Consider the following 22,893-nt stretch of genomic DNA (forward strand, 5'->3'; position numbering starts at 1 on the left):
GCTTCGATCGACGGGACGTAAAGTCGAACCCGTGGAAGCGGGACCGCGGAAACGTCTCATGAGGTGCGTGGAATCCGAAGCCGCACCCGATGTCCGCTACCGTTGCGCCGCATTCCAGTTTCTCGACGACCCCGTCCAGCGCCGGGGAGTCATTCCGAGACTAACGCGGCCGCATGCCCGAGACGGCACAACGTAGCCGTGCCCTCGAAAAGCCCCGTGCCGTAGTCCTGCCAGCCCACGCGCTCGGCTGTGCGGAACGCCTCGGCCGGGGCGTCCTCCTTACCGTGGAAGGCCCCCAGGCTCCGAGAGGTTCCAACGGCGTAGCTGGGCGAGTCCGGGTCGGCCAGCACGGCGGCGTGCGCGTCCGGAAGCAGATAGGTGTCGCTGTCTTCGCCGTACTGCACGTACTCCCCGGACACATGGCCGGAGAGCCGCTCCCGCACGTAGCGCTCGTTCAGGCCGATGCGCCCCGCCAGCTGTACCGACGTGAGGTGACCGGCTCCGGCCATCGCCGAGTACCGCCCGAGGCGGACACCCAGCGCCGTGGAGAGCCCAGCGACCGCAGCCACACCGTCGGCCACCACTCGCTCCACGAACTCCATGGCCAATTCGTGATCAGACTTGACGCTATTGGCATGCGATAAATCTGGAAAACTCGCCATATGCCTCCTGCTCTTCGATGCTGCGGCAATCATCAGGACTGGACAGACGAGACCAATGCCTGATCAGGTCATCCCTCCAGCTGTTCACGAGCGCCTCAAGCCCACGGGGTCCGATAGTTGCGCCCGCCTTACACGTGTAAGCGCCGCCAACTACGGTAGCCGAGTGATCCGCGCGGAACAAAGACATGTGCATTGGCTCATAGACCGGGCCTCCTCGTCGCCCACAGCCACCCCTGTCGTCCGTACTGGCGGCCGAGCTGGCCAATGCTGAATCCGGGCGGGCAGCGGCCAGCCATCACGCATCGGCGCACGTCGGTGGCAACTCGCCATCCCAGGTCGCTCGCGCTGGACCCGACGTCAGTTCGACCTGAATCGTTCCAAATAGAGCGACGGCAGCCTCCGGCGCGCCGTGAGGAAACCACCGCCCATCACACTTCCAGCGGCCGACAGACAGACGTGCGGTTTGCACCGCCGGTCGCAATCGTGCGAGCCAGCGGTGTGGTGGTCCATCCGACGCCGCCCCGTGCAACGCGTCCGGCATCGAGCACGTCAGTGTCGAGCGCGCCGACCGTCAGCTGCCCGAGGAACGGCGAGATGTGGTTGCGGACATAACCGCGGTACAAGGTCAGTGTGTTCGGGGCGCCGTCGAACTGGTCGAGGTAGCGGGCGAGCAGCTGATCCACGGTCGCGCTCGTTCGCGGGTTCCGCTTCTCCGCGACCTGGCTCAGGAGCCGATTGCGCGCCGCTGGGCAGCGCCTCGACGCTGCCCCGCGCGCGGGCTTGACCGCTGGCGGAACGGCGCGGCGCGGCAAGATCGTAGGGCGCCTCGCACCACGTTTGATGCCACGTCGCCCGATCTGATCCTTTTGGCCGAGCTGAAACCCCTGGTCAGACGTGGAGCCGGAGGTCGGGATCGAACCGACGACCTACCGCTTACAAGGCGGTTGCTCTACCACTGAGCTACACCGGCCGACTCACACGCTGCTGGCCCGCGAAACCGCCGACCAGACGATCTTCAGGAACCGGGCGCCCATGACGGCGCTACGTACCCGGCCGTCCAGCGTCAGGACCTGGGTACATGGTGACATGGGCCGGAGCAGGCGACGGCATCGGTCCGGGACTACACAGTCGCACGCCGTGCCCCGCATCGAACGTTGATGATCCTCCTGGGCGCAGCACCCAACCGATTCGGCGGTGAAGGGAACGTCCGGAGCATCGTTCATTATCGATTACCTGGATGGCACAGGTTGTCCAGAACGCTCCGTAGTCGCCATGTACGTCGTTTCGACCAGCGCCTGGGCCATCAGGAGGTAGCCGAGCCGTTCGATCGGAATGTGGACCCCTGTTCCGTTACCGTTGACTGCCGCCGGCTCACTCCATTGATCGGAGGACGAGATATGCACGCACCTCCGGCAACGAACGGCGAGCGATCTTCTTCCGGCGCCGGTGGTCTCGTGGCCGAGGTCCGGCACTAGCTGGGCAGCTGCCGCCCCATGGGTCCCTGCCGGCGCCGGTACGCCGGCCGAGCCAGGTGGGGAATCGTCGTCGTGGTGGCTGCGGTCGCCGCGCTGTCGCCGTCCGGCGTGGCCCGGGCCGCCGACTGGGGGCCCATCGTGCAATGCGAATCAGGCGGCCGGAACGTCGAGAATCCTGGGCCTTCCACGGCCAGCGGATACTTTCAGTTCGTCGACGGCACGTGGCGGCGATACGGCGGCCAGCAGTTCGGACGCAGGGCCATCGATGCCACGTACGAGGAACAGCGGCTCGTGGCCGAGCGGGCATACTCCAACGAGGGTTACAACCCCTGGGAAGCCTCCGAGGAATGCTGGGGGCCGAAGATGGACGACGAGATCCCGGAGCCCCGGATCCAGGAGGCACCTGAGCCGGGGCCGGACAGGGAGCCGCCGCACAGGCCCGACAGGCGTCCTCCCGCTGAGCGGGATCGCTATGTGGTGAAGCGCGGAGACACACTCTCGAGCATCGCCGACGATCATGGAACCACCTGGCCGAGGCTCTTTCAGCGGAACCGAGACGTGATCGACGATCCGGATCTCATCTACCCCGGCGAGCAACTCGACGTCTAGAACAGGCCGTGCACAGGAACGGGTCTCGGCCGCGGGCAGTTCGGCACCTACCCTGGCGGCCATGGTGCAGTTGATCGCGGCCGGTCTGATCACCGGTGATTCGTCGTGACAACGGCCCGACGTCTGACCCGACGGGTTCGCACTGTTCTGAGCCGCGAGGCGCACGAACTGTTACGCGCGGGCCCGCCCACCGTGCCGCTGATGCGGCCGCTCGGCCCCCGGGTTCCGGACGACGCACACGTGCAGCAGGTGCTCGACCTGTGCATGCGGGTCGGCGAGGTACTGCTCTCCAGTGGAGAGAGCGCCGGCGAGACGACCGACACCATGTTGCGGGTGGCTGCGGCCTGCGGGCTCGCCACCGTCGAAGTGGACATCACCTTCACGTCGATCACCGTCTCGTGCCACCGCGGGAGGGCGGCCGCGCCTGTGACGTCGATGCGGCTGGTCCGGTACCGGTCGCTGGACCTCACCCGGCTCGCGGAGGTCGCCAAGATCGTCGACCGGGTGGAGCACGGCGAGATCGACGCCGAGGACGCTTCGGCCGTGCTCACCGAGGCGGTGAGCGCCCCGCACCCGTATCCCCGCTGGGTCGCGACCTTGGGTTGGGCCCTGCTGGCCGGGTCGATCGCCCTCCTGCTCGGCGCCGCCCCGATCACCGCGCTGGCCGCGTTCACGGTGACCGCACTCATCGACCGGGTCGGTCGCGTGCTCAACCGCTGGGGCCTGCCCTCGTTCTTCCAGCAGGTCACGGGCGGCATGATCGCCACCGGCTCGGGTCTCGCGATGTTCGCAGGAGGCGTCCTTCCCGCGGGTACGCAACCTTCGCTGGTGGTCGCCGCGGGGATCACGGTGCTGCTGTCGGGGCTCTCGGTGGTCGGCACCGTCCAGGACGCGATCTCGGGCTACTACGTCACGGCGGCGGGGCGGGCGGCGGAGATCGCGCTGCTCTCGGCCGGGCTGCTCACCGGCGTCGTGCTCGCGCTGAAGATCGGCCTGGCATTCGGCCTCACGCTCCAGGTGGCCGGACCGCTACCGCAGGGGCCCGGCTGGTACGGAATCGCTGTGTTCGCGTCGGCCGTGGGTGCCGCGGCGTTCTCGCTCGCCGGATACGCCCGGCTGCGCCCACTGCTGGCTGCCGGGACGGCGGGGGCGGCCGGCTGGGCCACATACGGCGCGCTCACGCAGCTCGTCGACCTGGGCCCGGTGGCCGCTACCGGTGTGGCGGCGGTCGTCGTAGGGATCGCCTCCGGTCTGCTTCGCCGGGGCGGGAGGGTCGCGCCGCTCGTCGTCATCCTCGCCGGGATCACCCCGCTGCTACCCGGCCTCACCGCCTACCGCGGCTTCTACCAACTGGCCGTCGAGGGAGTCGCGGACGGGCTCGTGACGGTGACCCTCGCGCTCGCCATCGGGCTCGCGCTCGCGGCCGGGGTGACCTTCGGCGACTTCGTCACGCGCCCCTGGGCCCGCCGGCGGGCTCCCGGAAACACCACGAACGAGCACCAGCGGCAGTAGGCTTTCGCCAGAAGGTGGCAGCGGCCAGCAGCCTTCAGACTTGCGCCGAGCTGGCGAATGTACGAGGAGGAACATGCCAACCGGCACCACGCTCTCCGATGCCGACTTCGTCGTGGTGGCCAACCGGCTACCGGTCGACCTCGAGAAGCTGCCCGACGGATCGCAGCGCTGGAAGCGCAGCCCCGGCGGCCTCGTCACCGCTCTCGAACCGATGCTGCGCAACCGCGAAGGCGCCTGGGTCGGCTGGCCCGGCCTGGCCGACGCCAACGTGGAGCCGCTCGTCGAGGACGGCCTGCAGCTGTACCCGGTGCGCCTGTCCGCCCGCGAGGTCGAGGACTACTACGAGGGCTTCTCCAACGGCACGCTCTGGCCGCTCTACCACGACGTGGTCGCGCCGCCCGCGTTCCACCGGCACTGGTGGCAGGCCTACGTCCGCGTCAACGAACGGTTCGCCGAGGTGGTGGCCGAGGTGGCCAGCCCGAACGCCACGGTCTGGATCCAGGACTACCAGCTGCAGTTGCTCCCCGCCGCGCTGCGGAAGCTGCGGCCCGACCTGCGCATCGGGTTCTTCCTGCACATCCCGTTCCCGCCCACCGAGCTGTTCATGCAGCTCCCATGGCGAAGACGGATCATCGAGGGGCTGCTCGGGGCCGATCTCGTCGGATTCCACACCCCCGGCGGCGTCCGCAACTTCCGGTGGCTGGCCACGCGCCTCACCGACGCCATTCCGGGCCATGGCCGCACCGAGGTCACCTACGGCGGCCGCACCGTCAAGCTCGGGGCGTTCCCCATCTCCATCGACTCGGCGGCGTTGGACCAGCTGTCACGCACGCCCGAGGTGCTCGAACGGGCCAAGCAGATCCGCTCCGACCTCGGCGAGCCCGAGAAGGTCGTCCTCGGCGTCGACCGGCTGGACTACACCAAGGGCATCGACGTGCGACTGCGCGCTCTCGAGGAGCTGTTGACGGAGGGCCGGGTGAGCGCGGAGGACGTGGTGATGATCCAGCTGGCGACGCCCAGCCGCGAGCGCGTCGAGCACTACCAGAAGATGCGCAACGACATCGAGCAGTCCGTTGGGCGGATCAACGGCGAGTACGCCCGCGTCGGCCACCCTGCTGTGCACTACCTGCACCAGTCATTGCCGCGCGAGGAACTGGCCGCTTTCTTCGTGGCCGCCGACGTGATGCTGGTGACGCCGCTGCGGGACGGGATGAATCTCGTGGCCAAGGAGTACGTGGCCTGCCGGCACGACAACGGCGGCGTGCTCGTGCTGTCGGAGTTCACCGGCGCGGCGCACGAGCTGAAGGAAGCCATCCTCGTCAACCCGCACGACACCGACGGCGTGAAGAACGCCCTGCAGGTGGCCCTGACGATGCCTGCGGAGGAAGGCCAGAAGCGGATGCGCGCACTACGCCGCCAGGTACTCACGCACGATGTCGACCGCTGGGCACGTTCCTTCCTCGACGCGCTCGGGCTGCCGCCCGCCGAGGGGGCGGCGTCGTGAGCGATCTCGACGAGGCAGTACGGGCGATCGCCCGCGTCCCGGTCCTTCTCGTAGCCCTGGACTTCGACGGCGTCCTCGCCCCGATCGTCGACGTCCCCTCGGACGCCCGGCCGCTCCCCACATCGGCCGCGGCCATCGGTTCGCTGGCGACTCTGCCGGACACCACCGTCGCGCTGGTGTCCGGACGTGGGCTGGCCGACCTGGCCGCCGTCTCGGGGTTCGGCAGCCCGATCCGGCTCATCGGGAGCCACGGCGGCGAGTTCGACGACGGTGGTGCCGTTCTCGACGACGCACAGAGCGAGCGGCTCGACCGTCTCCGCACGGAGTTGCACGAGCTCGTCGACGGCGAGCCCGGTGTCAGGCTGGAGGAGAAGCCTGCCGGGATCGCCGTGCACGTGCGCAACGCGCCTGCCGACGTCGGCGAGCGGGTTTTCGAGGCCGTACGCACCGGGCCCGCCTCTCGGCAGGGCATCGAGGTCACGCCCGGCAAGGCCGTGCTCGACCTGGCCGTGCTGCAGGTGAGCAAGGGCCTCGCGCTCGACGTGCTCCGCGAGCGAACGAAGCCCGAGGCGGTCCTGTTCGTCGGCGACGACGTCACCGACGAGACGGCGTTCGTCCGGCTCCGGCCCGGCGATGTGGGTGTGAAGGTCGGTCCCGGCGAGACCGCCGCCGAGTATCGCGTTCCCGGCCCTCCCGAGGTCGCCACGCTCCTGCAGGAACTACTGGCCGTTCGCTCGTCCCTGCAGGGATAGCGAGCCGGATCAGGCCGCCGCTGCAAGGCGCTCCTCAGCCACTTCCCATGTGAGCGGCAGTGCGGCGGCGGGAGCCGTCCAGAAGGTGAACGCCGAATCGGCCATCGCGGCCCGTTGGCGCCTCATCACGGAACGGTGCGGCTCCGCGCCCACCACCGCGTCGAGCGCGGCACGGTCCGTCCAGGCGCTGAGGGTGAAGAACTCGCGGCGCAGGGGGTGTGCCACCAGCGATACGCCCAGTGCGCCGTCGGCGCGCCGGATCTGGGCGAGCACGCGGATCGAGTCGACGAGGAACGGCAGGACATGCCGGTACCCCTTGACGCGGAAGCGGGACGCCATCACGACCATCTCGGTTGCCGGGGCGGGCTCATGGACGGGGATCCAGGGCAGAGCGGGCACGTTTCCTCCTCGTTGTCGGTCTTGGCAGTGGCAAGATGCCAGCCATCCGCCAATCTTGTCAACGTAAAGATCTGAGATATGCTCTGGCGCCATGCCCTACCACCACGGCGACCTGCGCCGGGCCCTTCTCGACACCGCGCTCGAGGCGGTGGCCGACCAAGGGCCGGCCGCGATCAGCCTGCGCGACGTCGCGCGCCGGGCCGGCGTCTCACATGCAGCCCCCACACACCACTTCGGGGACAAGGCCGGACTGCTCACCGCCCTCGCCACCGAGGGTTGGTCGCTCCTGGCCGACGCTCTCACCGAGGCCTGCGAGCAGAAGCGGAGCTTCGCCGAGCTCGGCGTCACCTACGTGCTGTTCGCCACCGCACATCCAGCGCACTTCGCCGTGATGCGCGCTCCCGGACTCACTCGCAGCGACGATCCGGAGCTGGTGGCGGCCCAGCAACGCGCCGGCGACCAGCTACAGGCCGGGGCGAGCAGCCACGACCGGGGGTCCACACCGGAGACCGCGACGACCGCCCTGGCCGGGTGGGCCCTGGTTCACGGCCTCTCCGCCCTGCTCGTGGAGGGCATGGTCAGCCCCGAACCCGGAACGGACGTCGCGACGCTGGCCCGTTCCGTCACCGCCCGGTTGAGTCCGGGCGGCTGATCACCAGCCCGAGAAGAAGCGCTGGTCGGCGCGGGGCTTGGCGCTCGTCGTACCGAGGGTCAGCTCCGTGGGCAGCGTGACCCGGCGGGGCCGGTTGCGGTCACCGCGCTCCAGCAGGAGCTCGCCCGCCACCCGCCCCTTCTCCAACAGCGGCTGGCACACCGTGGTCAACCCTGCGCGGGCGGCTTCGGGCACGCCGTCGAAACCGGTGATCGTGAGCTGGTCGGGGACCGAGAGCTGCCGGTCAGCGGCGTGCTGCAGCGCGCCGAGCGCGAGGATGTCGGAGGTGCAGAGCACCGCCGTGAGCTCGGGATGGGCCGAGAGGAGGCCGGCCGCCCCGGCCCGTCCGGAATCGACGCTGTGCTCGAACCGCTCGTACACCGGCACCCCGGACCAGTCGACGCCGACCTCCGCGAGTCCGTCACGAATGCCGGCCAGCCGCTCACGCTGCACCGGGTAGGTGGCACCCGCCTGACGCTCGGCGGAGGCGGGTCCGTCGTTGCGGCCCGCACCGAGGCGCATGCAGAGCACGCCGATGCGCCGGTGCCCGAGCCCCGTGAGGTGACGGGCCAGCGCGAGCATGCCTGCGCGGTCGTCGACACCGACTCGGTCGACCCCGTCGACGCCGGTCGGCTGGTCGCAGACGACGGTAGGGACCGGACGCTCGAGGACCGCCATGAAGTGGGGGTCGTCCTCGCGAACGGAGTAGACGACGAACCCGTCGACGCCCGCCTGATGCACCGCCGTGACGTCGGCGTGCTCCGGGCTCACCGGGATGAGCAGCAGCCCCTGGCCCGCCTGCTCGCAGGCCAGGGCGAGTCCTTCGAGGAAGCCGGTGGCCGCGGGGTCGCGGAATGCGTAGGAAAGTGCTTCTGTGAGCAGCAGTCCGACGGCGCCGGCCTTGCGAGTGCGCAGCGAGCGAGCCACCGGATCCGGCCCGGGATAGCCCAGGCGCCTGGCAGCCTCGAGCACCCGCGCGCGCAGCGGGGCCGACAACTGGTCAGGACGGTTGTACGCGTTGGAGACCGTCGTCCGCGACACGCCGAGTTCGGCAGCCAACGAGGCCAGAGTCGCGGGACGTCGGACGTTCGGAAGCCCGGACATCGCTGAACCGTAACGGTTCAGTTGGTCACCGGGAAAGTCGTGAGCCGCCGACCGGGGGAGCGAAAGCTCACAGCGCTAGAGTGAACGACAACGGTTATCAATAACTACGCTTCGGGGAGACTTCGACCATGTTGTTCCGCCGCTCCGGCGCCCTCGCCACGCTGGCCGTGCTGGCCGCGCTCGCTCTCGCCGGTTGCGGTTCCGGAAGTGCCCCCGCCCCGCCCCCACCGGCTGCCCCGCATGGCAACCCACCGATCAAGGTCGTCACCTCGACCAACGTCTACGGCAGCATCGCCCGGGCCGTGGGGGGCGACCAGGTCGACGTCACCTCGTTGATCAACGATCCGCAGGCCGACCCGCATTCCTACGAGACCACCCCAGGTGACGCGGCGAAGGTGGCCACCGCCAACGTGATCCTCTACAACGGCGGCGGATACGACGACTTCATGGAGCGGCTGGTCCAGTCCTCCGGCGGCAAGGCGGTCTCCATCGACGTCACCGCGCTGTCCGGGCTGGACCCGACGGCGGGAGCGGGGGGTGCCGACGCAGCCTCGAACCCGTATTTCAACGAGCACCTCTGGTACAGCCTCCCCACTGTGCAGAAGGTGGCCGACCAGCTTGCAACAGACTTCGGCGCGGCCGATCCGGCCGACGCGGACCTCTTCACGACCAACGCACAGGCCTTCAAGGACAAGGTGGCGAATCTCCTCACGAAGGAGCAGGCGATCGGCGCCGCCCACCCCGGTGCCCGCGTCGCCGTCACCGAGCCGGTGCCGGGTTACCTGATCCAGAGCGCAGGGCTCACCGACGTGACGCCGCCGGAGTTCGCGCGCGCGATCGAGGAGGACACGGACCCACCCGCAGCCGTACTCCAGCAGACCCTCGCCCTGTTCACGAACAACCCGGTGAGTGCCCTGATCCTCAATGCCCAGACCGAGACACCGACCACCACGCAGGTGGAGCAGGCGGCGCAGGCTGCGAAGATCCCGGTGGTCATGGTGACGGAAACGCTTCCCGCAGGTGTTGACGACTACATCACCTGGATGAACTCCGAGATCGAGGCCCTGGCCAACGCTCTGAACGGGAGCCCGCAGTGACCACTTCCCACACCACCGCGTCCGGCGTATCCCGGCTCCCGGTCACGAGGTCCGCCGTGTCGTTGCGCTCCGCAGCGGTGCGGTTCGGCTCCCGCACCCTCTGGGAGGGGCTCGACCTCGATGTCGAGCCCGGTGAGTTCGTGGCGGTCCTCGGCCCGAACGGATCCGGAAAGACCACCCTGGTCCGCGTGCTGCTCGGGCTGCTCCCGTTGTCGGCGGGCGAGGTGCGGGTCGGTGGCCGGGCGCCCCGCCGGGGCAGCCCCAACATCGGTTACGTGCCCCAGCAGAAGGCGCTCGACCCCGACCTGCCGCTGCGTGGCCGCGACCTCGTCGGCCTCGGCCTCGACGGGCACCGGCTCGGCCTCGGGGTGCGCGGCATGCGGGCCCGGCGCGAACGGGTCGACCGGGCACTCGCGGCCGTCGGGGGCACCGCATATGCGGGCTCGCCGGTGGGGCGGCTCTCCGGCGGCGAGCAGCAGCGGTTGCGGGTGGCGCAAGCCCTTGTCGGCGACCCGGACGTGCTGCTGTGCGACGAGCCGCTGCTCTCGCTCGACCTCTCTCACCAGCGCACCGTCACCCGGCTGATCGACGAGCGCCGCCGCACGGCCGACACCGCGGTGCTGTTCGTCACCCACGAGATCAACCCCGTGCTGCCGCTGGTGGACCGCGTTCTGTACCTCGTCGACGGCCGGTTCCGGGTCGGGCCCCCGGAGGAGGTCATGACGTCGGACGTGCTCTCGGAGTTGTACCGCACCCGCGTCGACGTGGTGAAGGTGCGCGGCCGACTCGTCGTCGTCGGCGCGGAGGAGCACGACGAGCATCACGAGGAGTCGGCATGAACGAGGTGCTGAGCCGGCTCTTCACCTTCTCGGGCACCGGTGAGCTCCTGGCGCTGCCCTTCGTGCAGAACGCGCTGATCGCGTGTGCTGTGCTCGGGCTCGTCGCCGGCGCGTTGACGCCTCTGATCATCTCGCGGGGCATGGCGTTCGCCGTGCACGGCACCGCGGAGCTCGCGTTCACCGGTGGCGCAGCCGCGCTGCTCGTCGGGATCGGTGTGGAGATCGGAGCGGTCGTCGGGGCCGTCGTCGCCGGGCTGGTGTTCGGCCTGCTCGGGCTGCGCCAGCGCGAGCGCGACTCCGTGATCGGCGTCGTCCTCGCCTTCGGCCTGGGCCTCGGTGTACTGCTGCTCGCCCTCTACAGCGGCCGGGCCTCCAACAAGTTCGGGCTGCTGACCGGCTCGATCGTGTCTGTCGATTCCACCAATCTGGTGGTGCTGGCCATCGTCGCCGTGCTCGTGATCGGCACGCTCACGCTGCTCTACCGTCCGCTGCTGTTCGCGAGCACGGACCCGGACGTCGCGCTGGCCCGTGGCGTGCCGGTCCGATTCCTGTCGCTGGTGTTCGCGGTGCTGATCGGGCTCACCACCGCGCTCGCCGTGCCCATCGTCGGCGCTGTACTCGTGTTGGCGGTGATGATCGCGCCGGGTGCCTCGGCCGCGCGCGTGACCGCCAACCCGCTGCTGGCCACCGTGCTCGCGGTGCTGTTCGCCGAGCTCGCGCTGGTGGGGGGCACCGTCATGTCGCTCGCGCCCGGGCTCCCGGTATCCGGCTACGTCGCCGGCATCGCGTTCCTCTGCTACGTCGGCTGCCGGGTGGTGGCCCGGCTGCGTAGCCGCCGCGTCGCCGCCGCCTGAGCCCTCCGGGGCTCAGTGGCGGCGCTGGCGCGCGATCTCGGCCAGGACGACGCCTGCGGCCACCGAGGCGTTCAGGGACTCGACCGGCCCCGCCATCGGGATCGAGACCGTGACGTCGCAGGTCTGCTTCACCAGCCGCGAGAGACCCTTGCCCTCCGAACCGATGACGAGCACCAACGGATCGGCCGCGAGCTCGAAGTCGTCGAGCGACACCGACCCCTCCGCGTCGAGCCCGGCGACCATGAAACCGGCCGTGGCGTACTCGCGGAGGGTGCGCGTGAGGTTCGTGGCCCGTGCCACCGGGAGCCGCGCGGCCGTGCCCGCTGACGTGCGCCACGCGACGGCGGTCATGCCCGCCGCCCGGCGCTGCGGCACGACGACGCCGTGGCCACCGAATGCGCTGACCGAGCGGACGACCGCGCCGAGGTTGCGGGGGTCGGTGACGCCGTCGAGCGCGACGATCAGCCCGGGCTCGGGCGACTCCGAGGCGATCTCCAGCAGCTCGTCGGGGTGCGCGTACGCGTAGGGCGGCACCTGCAGCGCGAGGCCCTGGTGCAACGCCCCACCGGCGATCCGGTCCAGGTCGTGGCGGGGAACCTCCAGAATCGAGATCCCGGCGTCGGCGGCGAGGTGCACCGCCTCGGCCACCCGTTCGTCGGTGGTGGTGCCGATCGCGACGTGCAACGCGGTGGCAGGCACCCCCGCGCGTAGACACTCGACTACCGGGTTACGCCCCAGCACCGTCTCGGGGGTCTCGCCGTCGCCAGGCTTGCGGCGGTGGCCCGCGGCCGCACGGCTACCACCGCCGCCCTTCCCGGACTTCCCGGCGCTCGTGCCCGCTCTCGCCGCCTTGCGGGCCGCGGGATGACCGGGGCGCATCTCGGCGGGCGGCGTGGGTCCCTTGCCCTGCAGGGCACGGCGGCGCTGCCCTCCGGAACCGACGACCATGCCCTTCTTGGTGCCGTCCTTGCGCATAGCACCGCGACGTTTGGAATTACCGGGCAATGTGCCTACACGTCCTTCAATGACCAAGTGGGGCCGTCAGGGCTGTCCTCCACGGAAACCCCGGCAGCGGTGAGCCGGTCGCGCACCTCGTCGGCAGCCGCGAAGTCGCGTCGGGTGCGGGCGTCCTGACGCTGCGCGAGCAGATCCTCGACCAGGGCGCTGAGCGCGCCCGTGGTGGCGTCCACCGTGCCGTCGTCCTCGGCCCAGTGGGGGTCGAGGGGGTCGAGCCCGAGCACACCCGTCATCGCACGCACCGACTCGGCCGCGCGCAGTGCGGCCGAACGGTCTCCGGCGTCCAGCGCGCTGTTGCCTTCGCGCACGGTGCCGTGGATCGCAGCCAACGCGCCGGGAGTGCCCAGGTCGTCGTCCATCGCTTCGACGAACTCCGGGGAGAGCTCGCCAGGCTCCGGCGTGCCGATCCGCTCACGCACGCGGTGGACGAACGATTCGATACGCCGGTAGGCGGCCACGGACTCGTGCAGCGCGGCGTCGGAGTACTCGATGGACGAGCGGTAATGCGGACCCACCAGGTAGTACCGCAACTCGACGCCACGGACCCGGCGCAGCAGTACGTCGATCGAGAGCGTGTTGCCGAGCGACTTCGACATCTTCTCGCCGCCCATTGTGACCCAGGCATTGTGCAGCCAGTACTGCGCGAACGGGTCGCCCGCCGCGTTCGACTGCGCACGTTCGTTCTCGTGGTGCGGGAACACGAGGTCGAGCCCGCCACCGTGGATGTCGAACTGCGGGCCCAGGTAGAAGGTGGACATCGCCGAGCACTCGAGATGCCATCCGGGACGGCCACGGCCCCACGGAGTGGCCCACGACGGCTCTCCGGGCTTGGCCGCCTTCCACAGCGTGAAGTCGAGCGGGTCGCGCTTCGCGCCGCCCTCTCCCTCGCCCTGGGCGACGTCATCGACCTTCTGGTGCGACAGGGCCCCGTACTCCGGGAAGGTGCGCACCGCGAAGTAGACGTCGCCTCCGGCCGCATAGGCGTGGCCCCGCTCCATGAGCCGCTCGATGAGTTCGACCATCTGCGGGACGTGGCCGGTGGCGCGCGGCTCGATCGACGCCGGGAGGCAACCGAGTGCGTCGTACGCGGCGTCGAAGGCGCGCTCGTGGGTGGACGCCCACTCCCACCACGGCCTACCGGCAGCCGCCGCCTTGCGCAGGATCTTGTCGTCGATGTCGGTGACGTTGCGCACGAGCTTCACGTCGAGACCCTTGTGGGCCAGCCATCGGCGGAGGACGTCGTAGTTGAGCCCTGAGCGGACGTGCCCGATGTGCGGCATGCCCTGCACTGTGGCGCCACAGACGTAGATCGACGCAGCCCCGGCCCGCAGGGGGACGAAGTCCCGCTGCTTTCTGGTGGCAGTGTCGAAGAGGCGCAGGCTCACATCTTCCAGAGTACGGACCCGTAGTCCGCATGGTTTACCAGGGCAGTTCCGCTTCGTCCACGACGTGAAGCTCACAAGCGGCCAAACTCCGCATCATGACTGAGATTCTCGGACTACATCCCCGGCTCGTCGTGGAGGGCGCCGACGCCGCACTCGCCTTCTACACGGCCGCGTTCGGCGGCGAGGTGCTCGAGCGCTACACCGGCACCGACGGGCGGGTCGTGCACAGCTTGGTGCAGGCAGGACCGGTGCGCTTCGCGGTGAAGGACGCGGGCGACGGCGACCCGGCACCGAGCGGCGGTGGCGTTCCGGTGATCATGTCGCTGGACGTCTCGGACGCCGATGCGGTGGCCGAGCGCATGCTGGCGGCGGGCGCGACGGTGATCTTCGAGATCGCCGACCACGGATATGGCGACTACGGCGGCCGGCTCGCCGACCCGTTCGGTCACCAGTGGATGCTCAGCCAGCGCATCGAACAACTCGACGCGGATCAGGTGCAGAGCAGATTGGACGCGATGCACGAGACGTGACGGACCCCGGCCCCGCTCCAGGCGTCGGGGTCAGGGGATCGCGAGGAGCAGGGCCGTTGCTATCGCCGCGACGCCCTCGCCGCGGCCGGTCAGCCCGAGCCCGTCGGTGGTGGTGCCCGAGACCGACACCGGTCCGCCGACGGCTTCCGAGAGCACCTGCTGTGCCTCGGCCCGCCTGGTGCCGATCTTCGGTGCGTTACCGATCACCTGCACGGCGGCGTTGCCGACCGTCCAGCCGTCGGCCGTCAGAAGCCTGCGCACCTCGCCGAGCAGTGTCACGCCGCTCGCACCGCTCCATTCCGGGCGGCTCGTGCCGAACACCGCTCCGAGGTCACCCAGACCTGCGGCCGACAGCAGCGCGTCACACAGGGCGTGTGCGGCGACATCACCGTCGGAATGGCCGGCACACCCCGCGACTCCGGGCCAGTGCAGCCCCGCAACCCAGCACTCGCGGCCGGCCTCGACCGGATGCACGTCGGTGCCCACGCCGACTCTCATCGTTCGATCCTCTTCGCCAGTAGCTCGGCGAGCTCGAGGTCCCAGGCGCTGTGGACGGCGAACGCATCCGAGTGGCCCGGGACGGTGTGGACGGTGCCGCCCGTGGCGGCGTGGTGGCGCGCCAACGCCAGTGGATCCGCAGCGAGCGCGGGACGCAGGAGATCACCTCGCACCGCGAGTGGCGTCTGCAGCACGCGCAACCCCGACCGGTCCGGAGTGCCCAGCACAAGGCCCTCGGCGTCCACCTGTTTGACGGTGTCGACCAACGGCAGGACGGGGACGGCCATCTCGTGGCCCTCATGGATCGCAGCCACGACGGCCGTGGCGAGCGCGGTGGGCGCGAACGGTCGCGACGCCTCGTGCACGACGACGACGTCCGCTGAACTGATCGTGATCGGCCCGTCACCCGCAGTGGCATCGGCTCGTTGAGGGCCATGTGGCTGCATATCGGACAACGCATGCATAGGCACGCTCACGGACAACCCGAAGCAGGCTTGCACCAGGGCATCACGCCGCTCGTCCGCAGCGAGCAGAACGACATGGTCGAGGAGACCCGTGGCCAGCAACGAGCGCACGGACCTCACGACCATCGGCTCACCGCCGACAGCCGTGAGGACATCTACCTCTTCAGGGCCGCCAGCCACCACCACGGCAAGCGTGCTCATGCTGTGACCGTGGCCAGCAGATTGGGACAGTGGGCGTGCGCTCAGGCCGTGGCGGTGGCGAGGACCTCGTCGAGAAGCATCTCGGCCCGCTCCTCGTCGGTGCCCTCGGCGAGGGCCAGTTCGCTGACGAGGATCTGGCGGGCCTTGGCGAGCATGCGCTTCTCGCCGGCGGACAAGCCGCGATCCTTCTCCCGCCGCCACAGGTCGCGGACGACCTCGGCAACCTTGTTCACGTCCCCTGAGGCAAGCTTCTCCAGGTTCGCCTTGTACCGGCGTGACCAGTTCGTGGGTTCCTCGGTGTGCGGGGCGCGAAGCACCTCGAACACCCTGTCCAGACCTTCCTGGCCCACCACGTCACGAACACCGACCACCTCGGCGTTCTCGGCGGGAACACGCACCGTGAGATCACCCTGCGCGACCTTGAGGACGAGGTACTGACGTTCCTCGCCCTTGATCGTCCGAGTCTCGATGGCCTCGATGAGAGCGGCACCGTGGTGCGGGTAGACGACGGTCTCTCCGACCTTGAAAGCCATGTGTCCTCTGCCCCTTTCGCTGGAACCAGGTTAACACGGCCGGACCTGGCACCGCTGCCCGACCCGGCCTGTCGTCGCAGGTCAGGGGATTGACAAGCAGCGGGAAACGTGCAGGCGCAGCTATAGTCGCCGCTGCGGGGGACCGCGCCCGGCGCTCCTACAGGGGGCGTTAGGCTCGTGCAGGCCGAAGCCAGTGACCGGCGGGGACGTCAGCCGTCCGCGTCCGTTGCACCGCTGCGCCCGCAGCACGACGTGATGGCCCGCCAGGAAGGACGTCAGACCCGTGAGCCGCATCGTGCGTATCCGTCCGACCGCAGCAGCCCTCGTCGGGGCCGTAGCCGCGGCCGTCACGCTCGCCGGGTGCGGGGCGGGCCAGATCACCCAGACCGATACGCAGCTCTCGGCCGTGGACGGCGCCAACGTCCAGGTGGGCACGATCGCGCTCCGCGACTCGGTCATCGAGTTCAGCGACCGGACCCAGGGCGCGGCCGTCTACCCCCGTGGGGGCAGCGCTCCCCTGTCGATGAGCATCGTGAACGTCGGCTCCCAGGCCGATCGGCTGGTCTCGGTGTCGAGCCCCATTGCCACGTCCGTGCAGATCACCGGAACGTCCGACCTCGCCCCGGGGCAGCGGTTGCTCGTCGAGGGCACTCCACCGGCTCCGGCGGCGCCCGCTCTCCCGCCGGCTCCCGGAGCGCCGGCAGTTCCCGGTGCCCCTGCCGTGCCCGGCGCGCCGGCCACTCCTGGCGCCCCTGCCGCACCCGGTGCTCCGGCCGCTCCCGGGGCGCCCGCTCCGACGACGACGGCCGCGCCCGGACCGGGTGGATCGACGCCGCCTCCCGGCACTCCGCCGGTCTCCGGCGGCATTCGCGAAGCGAACATCGTGCTCACCGGTCTCCGCGAGGACATCACGGCCGGGCCGACCTACCCCGTCACCTTCACGTTCGAGAACGCCGGCCAGATCCAGGTGCCCGTCCCGGTCCAGAACCCCACCGGCCCGCGCGAGAACGCGGCCGAGTGACCGTGCCCGCGCCGCAGGCGTGACACCCCGCACCCGCACGGCCCGTGCGGGCTACCGCTGCGCCGAGTGTGGACACCTCGCGGCCCAGTGGGTGGGGCGCTGCCCGTCCTGTCAGGCCTGGGGAAGCCTCGAGGAGTCCGCCCCGGTGGCCGCCGCTCCCGCGAGGAAGAGGGTCGCGGCCGGAGCCCCCACCGCCCCTGCCCGCCGGATCGCGGACGTCGCGCTCGACTCGGCCCGCTCCAGGCCCACGGGCGTGTCCGAACTGGATCGAGTACTCGGTGGTGGCCTCGTCCCCGGCTCGGTCGTCCTGCTGGCGGGCGAGCCCGGCGTCGGGAAGTCCACGCTCCTCTTGGAGGTGGCTGCCAAGGCGGCGAGCACAGGTCGCGTGCTGTACGTCACCGGCGAGGAGAGCGCGGGCCAGGTGCGACTGCGCGCCGAGCGCACCGGCGCCGTCCACGACGAGCTCTACCTCGCCGCTGAGTCCGACCTCGGCGCAATCGTCGGGCACATCGACGAACTGCGCCCTGACCTGCTCGTCGTCGACTCGGTGCAGACGATGTCCACGGGCGACGCGGACGGCTCCCCCGGCGGCGTGACGCAGACCCGCGCGGTCACCGTCGCGCTCACCGGGCTCGCGAAGGAGCGCGGCCTGCCGGTACTGCTGGTGGGACATGTCACCAAGGACGGCGCCATCGCCGGCCCACGGGTGCTCGAGCACCTCGTCGACGTCGTGCTCGCATTCGAGGGGGACAAGCACTCCACGCTCCGGATGGTGCGTGGGGTCAAGAACCGCTTCGGGCCTGCCGACGAGGTGGGCTGCTTCGAACTGCGAGACCAAGGCATCGTCGGGATGCCCGACCCGTCCGGGCTCTTCCTGGCGCGGTTCGGCGGTCCCCCGGTGCCCGGCACCGCCGTCACCGTGGTCATGGACGGTCGCCGCCCGCTCCCCGCTGAGCTCCAGGCGCTCGTGACGGGGAAGGACATCCCCAGCCCGCGACGTGCGGTCAGCGGGCTCGACAACGCACGGATCGCGATGCTGCTCGCCGTCCTGGAGAAGCGGGCGGGCGTGCGACTGCACGATGCCGAGGTCTACGCCGCCACCGTGGGTGGGATGCGGGTCGTCGAACCCGCGGCCGACCTCGCACTGGCGCTCGCGATCACCTCCGCGCGCCGTGACGTCGCGCTCCCACCCGATGTCGTCGTGCTCGGTGAGATCGGGCTGGCCGGTGAGGTGCGTCGCGTCACGGGGCTCGATCGCAGGCTCGCCGAGGCCGCCCGCCTCGGCTTCACGCACGCGCTCGTGCCACCCGACAACGGCGCCTCCCCCGCGGGAATGAAGATCACCGAGGTCCGTGACGTCGGCTCGGTGCTGCACGCGATCCGTTGAGACAACCCGTCAGGGAAGCCGCCGGAACGGCGTTGCCGCACTGATCGCGTCGTCCACTCTGGCCATCACGTTGTAGCTGCCCGGCGGCACCACCGTGCGCGGTGCGGCACATCCCGGGGTCGAGGTGCGCCCTGCCCACCGCACCGCGAATGCCACGGGCTGTCCGGGCACGAGCGTTCGCAGGTCGCTGGTGGACGCGTTGACGCAGTCGTTGCTGGACCAGATCCGCGCGCCGCCGGGACCCCACACCACGATCTCCTGCCTGGCCGAGTCCAGGTCCCGGATACACGGCTGATCGCTCACGTTGGTGACGACGAGCCGCAGCACCGGCCGGTCCACCACCCGATGCTCGGGGCGATCGATCTCGGCGCCCACCGTCAACATCGCGTTCGTGCAGGGCACCGGGCCGGTCGGCGGAACCGGCACCGGCGGGGGAACCGGCACGGACTGGCGCGGGGTGTCGTCGGGCACCAGTTGCTCGGCGGCGATGGCCGCGCCTGGCGGGGGCGGCAGTTGTTCGCTCGACGGCGGGGATCCGGTGGGCGCAGGCCCCACCGTCCCCGGTTGCGCCGGCGGCGGGGCAGACGCCGGCGCAACTCCCGGGGACGGTGAGGCCTGCTGGGGAGCGGACGCGCTTGAATGGACAGCGGCCCGGGTCGTGGGGGTGTTGGACGTCGCGGCGGACGCCACCACGATGACGACGGCCCAGGCCACGATCACGAGGACAGTGGCCGTGGACGCGATCGCCACCCAGCGCCGCCTCCAGTAGACGGACGCGGGTAGCGGCCCAACCGGCTCCCACACGTCACGAAGAGTATCGAAGCGATTACCATACGTTGCGGAATTGGCGTTGCCTCGGCGCGTCGCGACGCGCCGGTTTGCACACTGTCGGCGGAGCAGGTTCACTCCTGGCGCGGTTGACCATGCCGAACGGGTTGCACCCGCTCGGCGGAGCGGGTTCACTTCCAGGCATGATCCGGACACCGGTGCTCCTCGAGGCCTTCTGGCCGAGCCGCCGGATCATGCAGTTCGACGAGTTCTGTCGCCCGGCCGCGTAGCGCACCGCGCACGTTTCCCGGTCGCCACGCGGCCTCCGCGCGTCCCACTGTCGTGGGCGCCGCCCGCGGCATCTCGTTCCGAACCAGGAGACACCGATGTCCATCACGGACGAACTTCTCGCGAACAACGCCGGCTACGCAGAGACCTTCGCGGGGCAACTGCCGCTGCCCCCGTCCAAGAACGTTGCGGTCGTGGCCTGCATGGACGCCCGGCTCAACGTCTACGGAATCCTCGGCCTCGGCGAGGGCGAGGCCCACGTGATCCGCAACGCCGGTGGCGTGGTCACCGACGACGAGATCCGCTCGCTGGCCATCAGCCAGCGGCTGCTCGGTACCAGGGAGATCATCCTCATCCACCACACGGACTGCGGGATGCTGACCTTCACCGACGACGAGTTCAAGAAGAGCATCCAGGACGAGACCGGCATCAAGCCCGAGTGGGCGGTCGAGACCTTCTCCGACCTCGACGAGGACGTCCGCCAGTCGATCAAGCGGATCAAGGCCAACCCGTTCGTCCCGCACACCGACCAGGTGCGCGGATTCGTCTTCGACGTGGCTACGGGCAAGCTGAACGAGGTGGTCTGAGGCCGGCAGAGCGGCAGTGGCACGATCGTCGACCGTGTCACTGCCCACTCTCGTGCTCGACTGGTACCGCGCGTCCGCCCGGGATCTGCCGTGGCGCCGTCCGGAGACCACTCCGTGGGGCGTCATGGTGAGTGAGTTCATGCTCCAGCAGACACCGGTGGCGCGCGTCGAGCCGGTGTGGACGGCTTGGATGGAAAGGTGGCCGGTCCCGTCGGCGCTGGCCGCGGCACCGCGGGCCGACGTCCTGCGGGCCTGGGGCAAGCTCGGCTACCCACGCCGGGCCCTGCGCCTGCACGAGGCCGCTGCGGAGATCGCCCGGGAGCACGGCGACGTCGTGCCGTCGGACGTGAATGCGCTGGAGGCGCTGCCCGGCATCGGCTCCTACACGGCCCGTGCGATCGCGGCTTTCGGGTATGGCAGGCGGTGCCCGGTGGTCGACACGAACGTCCGGCGGGTTGTTGCCCGTGCGGTGCACGGCCGCGGGGACGCGGGGCCTGCGCGCACCACCGCCGATCTGGCCGACGTCGATGCGCTGCTGCCGGCCGACGACGCGTCGGCCGCGGTGGTATCGGCCGGACTGATGGAGCTGGGCGCAGTGGTCTGCACAGCCCGTGGTCCGCGCTGCGGCGCCTGTCCCGTCCGCACAGTCTGCGCATGGCAGGCGGCGGGCAGGCCCGAGTACTCCGGGCCGCGCAAGCCCGTGCAGGCATTCGCCGGCACCGACCGGCAGGTCCGCGGCAGGCTGCTCGACGTGCTGCGCGACGCGCCGGGCCCCGTCGAGCGGGCGGCTCTGGACGCGGCCTGGTCTGATGCGGCGCAGCGGGACCGCTGCCTGGATTCACTGCTCGTGGACGGCCTCGCCGAGCAGCACGACGACGGCCACTTCGCGCTGCCCGCCTGACGATGGCGCAGACGGTCCGTTTCCGGCTGGACGACGACGCGTGCGCCCAGGTGGAGTCGCTTCGGGCGCGGTTGCGGTCGCTGGGGCTCGCGGTGCCGACCGACACGCCCGCCGTCACCGTCGCCGCCGCTGGGGCCATACCGCAGCCCGCCAGGGACGCACTGGCCGCCGAGCTGCGGCTGCTGGCCCTGCCCTCGATCTGGCTCGCCACACTGGGCACCGTGGCCGGGCGCGCCGACGAGCTCGTGCTGGCTGCCGTGGTCGACGCGGAGCTCCTCGCCGTGCACGCCGCGGTGCACGACGCGCTGGCCGGCCGCGTGCGCGCGCCTGTCGCCGCCTACCTGCCCGGCACGTGGCTGCCGCACTGCGTACTGGCCGAGGAACGGCCCGCCGACGCGTTCGCCGCGCTACACCCGGTCACTCCGGTCCGCGCGCGTGTCGTCGAGGTGGAGATCGGCTGACCGCTCCCCGCGGCGGGAGGTCACGATCCCGACGACGACCACCACCACGGCGATCAGCGCCGTCATCGCCAGATCGAACCGCGACGACTCCCGGGTGGCCATGTAGATGAGCATCACCGGGATCACGATCACGACGGCCCAGGTCAGCCACGGGTAGGCCCACATCCGCACGGGCATGTGAGCGCCCTCCTGCTCCAGCTTCGCGCGCAGCCGCAGCTGGGACACCGCCACCACCAGGTAGACGAGCAGCGCGATCGCCCCGGATGTGGCGAGCAGCGTGGTGAAGACCGCCTCTGGCACCAGGTAGTTGGCGATCACGGCGAGGAAGCCGATGGCGGTGGAGGCGAGCACCGCGACGCGAGGCACGCCGTCCGTCGTCGTACGCATCACGGCACTCGGCGCCTGGCCGCGGCGCCCGAGCGAGTAGATCATCCGCGACGCCGTGTACAGCGCCGAGTTGAGGCAGCTCGCGACCGCGACCAGCACGACGACGTCGACGATCGCCTTGGCGCCGGGAACGCCCATGACCTCCAGCGCCGCCTGGTACGAGCCGGATTCCGCGAGCGCGGGGCTGTTCCACGGCACCAGGGCGACGACGATCAGGATCGACGCCAGGTAGAACACCGAGATCCGCCAGATCACCGAACGGGTGGCGCGGCCGATCTGCTCCGCAGGCTTCTCCGACTCCGCCGCCGCGATCGTCACGATCTCCGTGCCCATGAAGCTGAACATCGTGGTGAGCACCGCGGCGATCACGGCGCCGATGCCGTTCGGCAGGAAACCACCCTGGTCGAACAGCCGGGACGCGCCGCTGACATCGCTGCCCGGCAGCAGACCGAGCACCGCCAGCACACCGATGGCGATGAACGCGATGATCGCGACGACCTTGAGCAGCGCGAACCAGAACTCGAACTCGCCGTACTTGGCGACGTTGAACAGGTTCGTGGCCGTGAGGGCCAGTGTGATCGCCAGCGCCCACACCCATTGGGCAACGGCGGGTATCCACGAGTTGAGGATCGTGGCCGCTGCGGTGGCCTCGAGCGGGATCACGAGCACCCAGAACCACCAGTACAGCCAGCCGACGCTGAAGCCGGCCCAGCGGCCGATCGCGCGGTCGGCGTAGGTGGAGAACGACCCGGAGTCGGGCTGCGCCGCCGCCATCTCGCCGAGCATCCGCATGACGAGCACGACGAGCAGGCCCGCGAACGCGTAGGAGATGAGGACGGCGGGACCCGCCGTCGCGATCGCGGCGGACGAGCCGACGAACAGACCAGCTCCGATCACCCCCGCGATGCTGATCATGGTGACGTGCCGGTTCTTCAAACCTGAGCTCAGCGCGGTGTCCACCTCGGCCACGGGCCGTCCCCTTCCCCCCATTGCGAAGCCCGTGCAT

The 22,893-nt window shown here is 70.4% G+C and carries 25 protein-coding genes and 1 tRNA gene; 14 read left to right on the forward strand and 12 right to left on the reverse strand.

Features of this window, described 5'->3' with window-relative positions; genetic code table 11:
- Positions 1–149 precede the first annotated feature (149 nt).
- The 3 genes from ABD743_RS06350 to ABD743_RS06360 all read right to left on the reverse strand — a co-directional run bounded on the left by ABD743_RS06350 (position 150) and on the right by ABD743_RS06360 (position 1,632).
- Positions 150–602 (reverse strand): hypothetical protein, encoded by a 453-nt coding sequence (locus ABD743_RS06350; RefSeq protein WP_344719775.1) that lies wholly within the window; start codon positions 600–602, stop codon positions 150–152.
- Between the two features lie 488 nt (positions 603–1,090).
- Entirely contained in the window at positions 1,091–1,345 is a 255-nt protein-coding gene (locus tag ABD743_RS06355) for a hypothetical protein (protein ID WP_344719776.1), read from the reverse strand.
- A gap of 212 nt (positions 1,346–1,557) precedes the next feature.
- Positions 1,558–1,632, reverse strand: a tRNA-Thr gene (locus tag ABD743_RS06360).
- A gap of 580 nt (positions 1,633–2,212) precedes the next feature.
- Between ABD743_RS06360 and ABD743_RS06365 the strand changes: the two genes are divergently transcribed.
- The 4 genes from ABD743_RS06365 (at position 2,213) to otsB (ending at position 6,514) form a co-directional block, all read left to right on the forward strand.
- Positions 2,213–2,746, forward strand: a complete 534-nt coding sequence (locus ABD743_RS06365) for a LysM peptidoglycan-binding domain-containing protein (RefSeq protein ID WP_344719778.1) — start codon at positions 2,213–2,215, stop codon at positions 2,744–2,746.
- Positions 2,747–2,947: 201 nt separating this feature from the next.
- Complete coding sequence (locus ABD743_RS06370; protein WP_344719780.1) at positions 2,948–4,258, forward strand: threonine/serine exporter family protein; 1,311 nt, start codon at positions 2,948–2,950, stop codon at positions 4,256–4,258.
- Positions 4,259–4,331: 73 nt separating this feature from the next.
- Positions 4,332–5,762 carry an alpha,alpha-trehalose-phosphate synthase (UDP-forming) gene (locus ABD743_RS06375; RefSeq protein WP_344719782.1) on the forward strand — a complete coding sequence of 477 codons (1,431 nt, stop codon included), beginning with the start codon at positions 4,332–4,334 and terminating at the stop codon, positions 5,760–5,762.
- The gene (gene otsB / locus ABD743_RS06380) at positions 5,759–6,514 is read left to right on the forward strand and encodes a trehalose-phosphatase (RefSeq protein WP_344719784.1); all 756 of its coding nucleotides are present in this window, start codon (positions 5,759–5,761) and stop codon (positions 6,512–6,514) included. The genes ABD743_RS06375 and otsB overlap by 4 nt, the downstream gene beginning before the upstream one ends.
- A gap of 9 nt (positions 6,515–6,523) precedes the next feature.
- Here otsB and ABD743_RS06385 read toward each other — a convergent pair whose 3' ends face one another.
- Entirely contained in the window at positions 6,524–6,913 is a 390-nt protein-coding gene (locus ABD743_RS06385) for a hypothetical protein (RefSeq protein WP_344719786.1), read from the reverse strand.
- 91 nt (positions 6,914–7,004) lie between these two features.
- Between ABD743_RS06385 and ABD743_RS06390 the strand changes: the two genes are divergently transcribed.
- The gene (locus tag ABD743_RS06390; protein WP_344719788.1) at positions 7,005–7,565 is read left to right on the forward strand and encodes a TetR/AcrR family transcriptional regulator; all 561 of its coding nucleotides are present in this window, start codon (positions 7,005–7,007) and stop codon (positions 7,563–7,565) included.
- Here ABD743_RS06390 and ABD743_RS06395 read toward each other — a convergent pair whose 3' ends face one another.
- Complete coding sequence (locus ABD743_RS06395; RefSeq protein WP_344719790.1) at positions 7,566–8,669, reverse strand: LacI family DNA-binding transcriptional regulator; 1,104 nt, start codon at positions 8,667–8,669, stop codon at positions 7,566–7,568.
- Between the two features lie 128 nt (positions 8,670–8,797).
- Between ABD743_RS06395 and ABD743_RS06400 the strand changes: the two genes are divergently transcribed.
- The 3 genes from ABD743_RS06400 to ABD743_RS06410 are packed head-to-tail and all read left to right on the forward strand — an operon-like array spanning position 8,798 to position 11,459.
- Positions 8,798–9,766 carry a metal ABC transporter solute-binding protein, Zn/Mn family gene (locus ABD743_RS06400; protein WP_344719792.1) on the forward strand — a complete coding sequence of 323 codons (969 nt, stop codon included), beginning with the start codon at positions 8,798–8,800 and terminating at the stop codon, positions 9,764–9,766.
- Positions 9,763–10,605 (forward strand): metal ABC transporter ATP-binding protein, encoded by an 843-nt coding sequence (locus ABD743_RS06405; RefSeq protein WP_344719793.1) that lies wholly within the window; start codon positions 9,763–9,765, stop codon positions 10,603–10,605. The genes ABD743_RS06400 and ABD743_RS06405 overlap by 4 nt, the downstream gene beginning before the upstream one ends.
- Positions 10,602–11,459 (forward strand): metal ABC transporter permease, encoded by an 858-nt coding sequence (locus tag ABD743_RS06410; protein ID WP_344719794.1) that lies wholly within the window; start codon positions 10,602–10,604, stop codon positions 11,457–11,459. Before ABD743_RS06405 ends, ABD743_RS06410 begins: the two co-directional genes overlap by 4 nt.
- 12 nt (positions 11,460–11,471) lie before the next feature.
- Here the strand turns inward: ABD743_RS06410 and rlmB are convergent, their stop codons facing one another.
- Entirely contained in the window at positions 11,472–12,464 is a 993-nt protein-coding gene (gene rlmB / locus ABD743_RS06415; RefSeq protein WP_344719796.1) for a 23S rRNA (guanosine(2251)-2'-O)-methyltransferase RlmB, read from the reverse strand.
- Positions 12,465–12,469: 5 nt separating this feature from the next.
- On the reverse strand, positions 12,470–13,861 hold the full coding sequence (gene cysS, locus ABD743_RS06420; RefSeq protein ID WP_344719798.1) for a cysteine--tRNA ligase: 1,392 nt from the start codon (positions 13,859–13,861) through the stop codon (positions 12,470–12,472).
- 95 nt (positions 13,862–13,956) lie between these two features.
- Between cysS and ABD743_RS06425 the strand changes: the two genes are divergently transcribed.
- Positions 13,957–14,391 (forward strand): VOC family protein, encoded by a 435-nt coding sequence (locus ABD743_RS06425; RefSeq protein WP_344719799.1) that lies wholly within the window; start codon positions 13,957–13,959, stop codon positions 14,389–14,391.
- 30 nt (positions 14,392–14,421) lie between these two features.
- Here ABD743_RS06425 and ispF read toward each other — a convergent pair whose 3' ends face one another.
- From ispF to ABD743_RS06440, 3 genes are read right to left on the reverse strand one after another with little or no spacing between them, the layout of a single operon-like run.
- Positions 14,422–14,889, reverse strand: a complete 468-nt coding sequence (gene ispF, locus ABD743_RS06430) for a 2-C-methyl-D-erythritol 2,4-cyclodiphosphate synthase (RefSeq protein ID WP_344719802.1) — start codon at positions 14,887–14,889, stop codon at positions 14,422–14,424.
- Complete coding sequence (locus ABD743_RS06435; protein ID WP_344719805.1) at positions 14,886–15,554, reverse strand: IspD/TarI family cytidylyltransferase; 669 nt, start codon at positions 15,552–15,554, stop codon at positions 14,886–14,888. The genes ispF and ABD743_RS06435 overlap by 4 nt, the downstream gene beginning before the upstream one ends.
- A 41-nt stretch (positions 15,555–15,595) precedes the next feature.
- A complete protein-coding gene (locus tag ABD743_RS06440) occupies positions 15,596–16,087 on the reverse strand; it encodes a CarD family transcriptional regulator (protein ID WP_241036899.1) in 492 nt (163 codons plus the stop codon).
- A 283-nt stretch (positions 16,088–16,370) separates the two neighbouring features.
- Here ABD743_RS06440 and ABD743_RS06445 point away from each other — a divergent pair, with 283 nt between their 5' ends.
- The gene (locus ABD743_RS06445) at positions 16,371–17,108 is read left to right on the forward strand and encodes a copper chaperone PCu(A)C domain-containing protein (RefSeq protein ID WP_344719808.1); all 738 of its coding nucleotides are present in this window, start codon (positions 16,371–16,373) and stop codon (positions 17,106–17,108) included.
- A gap of 19 nt (positions 17,109–17,127) precedes the next feature.
- Complete coding sequence (gene radA / locus ABD743_RS06450) at positions 17,128–18,495, forward strand: DNA repair protein RadA (protein ID WP_344719810.1); 1,368 nt, start codon at positions 17,128–17,130, stop codon at positions 18,493–18,495.
- A gap of 9 nt (positions 18,496–18,504) precedes the next feature.
- Here radA and ABD743_RS06455 read toward each other — a convergent pair whose 3' ends face one another.
- Complete coding sequence (locus tag ABD743_RS06455; RefSeq protein WP_344719812.1) at positions 18,505–19,299, reverse strand: hypothetical protein; 795 nt, start codon at positions 19,297–19,299, stop codon at positions 18,505–18,507.
- Between the two features lie 350 nt (positions 19,300–19,649).
- Here ABD743_RS06455 and ABD743_RS06460 point away from each other — a divergent pair, with 350 nt between their 5' ends.
- The 3 genes from ABD743_RS06460 to ABD743_RS06470 are packed head-to-tail and all read left to right on the forward strand — an operon-like array spanning position 19,650 to position 21,500.
- Positions 19,650–20,138 carry a beta-class carbonic anhydrase gene (locus ABD743_RS06460; protein ID WP_344719814.1) on the forward strand — a complete coding sequence of 163 codons (489 nt, stop codon included), beginning with the start codon at positions 19,650–19,652 and terminating at the stop codon, positions 20,136–20,138.
- Positions 20,139–20,172: 34 nt separating this feature from the next.
- Positions 20,173–21,039, forward strand: coding sequence for an HhH-GPD family protein (locus ABD743_RS06465; RefSeq protein WP_344719816.1), 867 nt, complete (start codon positions 20,173–20,175; stop codon positions 21,037–21,039).
- 2 nt (positions 21,040–21,041) lie between these two features.
- Entirely contained in the window at positions 21,042–21,500 is a 459-nt protein-coding gene (locus ABD743_RS06470) for a 2'-5' RNA ligase family protein (RefSeq protein ID WP_344719818.1), read from the forward strand.
- Here the strand turns inward: ABD743_RS06470 and gabP are convergent.
- Positions 21,447–22,856: a GABA permease gene (gene gabP, locus ABD743_RS06475; protein ID WP_344719820.1), complete on the reverse strand. Its 1,410-nt coding sequence runs from the start codon at positions 22,854–22,856 to the stop codon at positions 21,447–21,449. The genes ABD743_RS06470 and gabP overlap by 54 nt on opposite strands.
- Positions 22,857–22,893 lie beyond the last annotated feature (37 nt).

This window comes from Pseudonocardia yunnanensis, from assembly GCF_039534065.1.
Classification (GTDB): domain Bacteria; phylum Actinomycetota; class Actinomycetes; order Mycobacteriales; family Pseudonocardiaceae; genus Pseudonocardia; species Pseudonocardia yunnanensis.

Excerpts from the sequence above, each read along its gene's own strand:
- ABD743_RS06350 (WP_344719775.1), bottom strand. The coding sequence starts at position 602 with ATGGAGTTCGTGGAGCGAGTGGTGGCCGACGGTGTGGCTGCGGTCGCT.
- ABD743_RS06370 (WP_344719780.1), top strand. The coding sequence starts at position 2,948 with ATGCGGCCGCTCGGCCCCCGGGTTCCGGACGACGCACACGTGCAGCAG.
- ABD743_RS06375 (WP_344719782.1), top strand. The coding sequence starts at position 4,332 with ATGCCAACCGGCACCACGCTCTCCGATGCCGACTTCGTCGTGGTGGCC.
- ABD743_RS06390 (WP_344719788.1), top strand. The coding sequence starts at position 7,005 with ATGCCCTACCACCACGGCGACCTGCGCCGGGCCCTTCTCGACACCGCG.
- ABD743_RS06395 (WP_344719790.1), bottom strand. The coding sequence starts at position 8,669 with ATGTCCGGGCTTCCGAACGTCCGACGTCCCGCGACTCTGGCCTCGTTG.
- ABD743_RS06400 (WP_344719792.1), top strand. The coding sequence starts at position 8,798 with ATGTTGTTCCGCCGCTCCGGCGCCCTCGCCACGCTGGCCGTGCTGGCC.
- ABD743_RS06410 (WP_344719794.1), top strand. The coding sequence starts at position 10,602 with ATGAACGAGGTGCTGAGCCGGCTCTTCACCTTCTCGGGCACCGGTGAG.
- ABD743_RS06425 (WP_344719799.1), top strand. The coding sequence starts at position 13,957 with ATGACTGAGATTCTCGGACTACATCCCCGGCTCGTCGTGGAGGGCGCC.
- ispF (WP_344719802.1), bottom strand. The coding sequence starts at position 14,889 with ATGAGAGTCGGCGTGGGCACCGACGTGCATCCGGTCGAGGCCGGCCGC.
- ABD743_RS06435 (WP_344719805.1), bottom strand. The coding sequence starts at position 15,554 with ATGAGCACGCTTGCCGTGGTGGTGGCTGGCGGCCCTGAAGAGGTAGAT.
- ABD743_RS06440 (WP_241036899.1), bottom strand. The coding sequence starts at position 16,087 with ATGGCTTTCAAGGTCGGAGAGACCGTCGTCTACCCGCACCACGGTGCC.
- ABD743_RS06460 (WP_344719814.1), top strand. The coding sequence starts at position 19,650 with ATGTCCATCACGGACGAACTTCTCGCGAACAACGCCGGCTACGCAGAG.
- ABD743_RS06470 (WP_344719818.1), top strand. The coding sequence starts at position 21,042 with ATGGCGCAGACGGTCCGTTTCCGGCTGGACGACGACGCGTGCGCCCAG.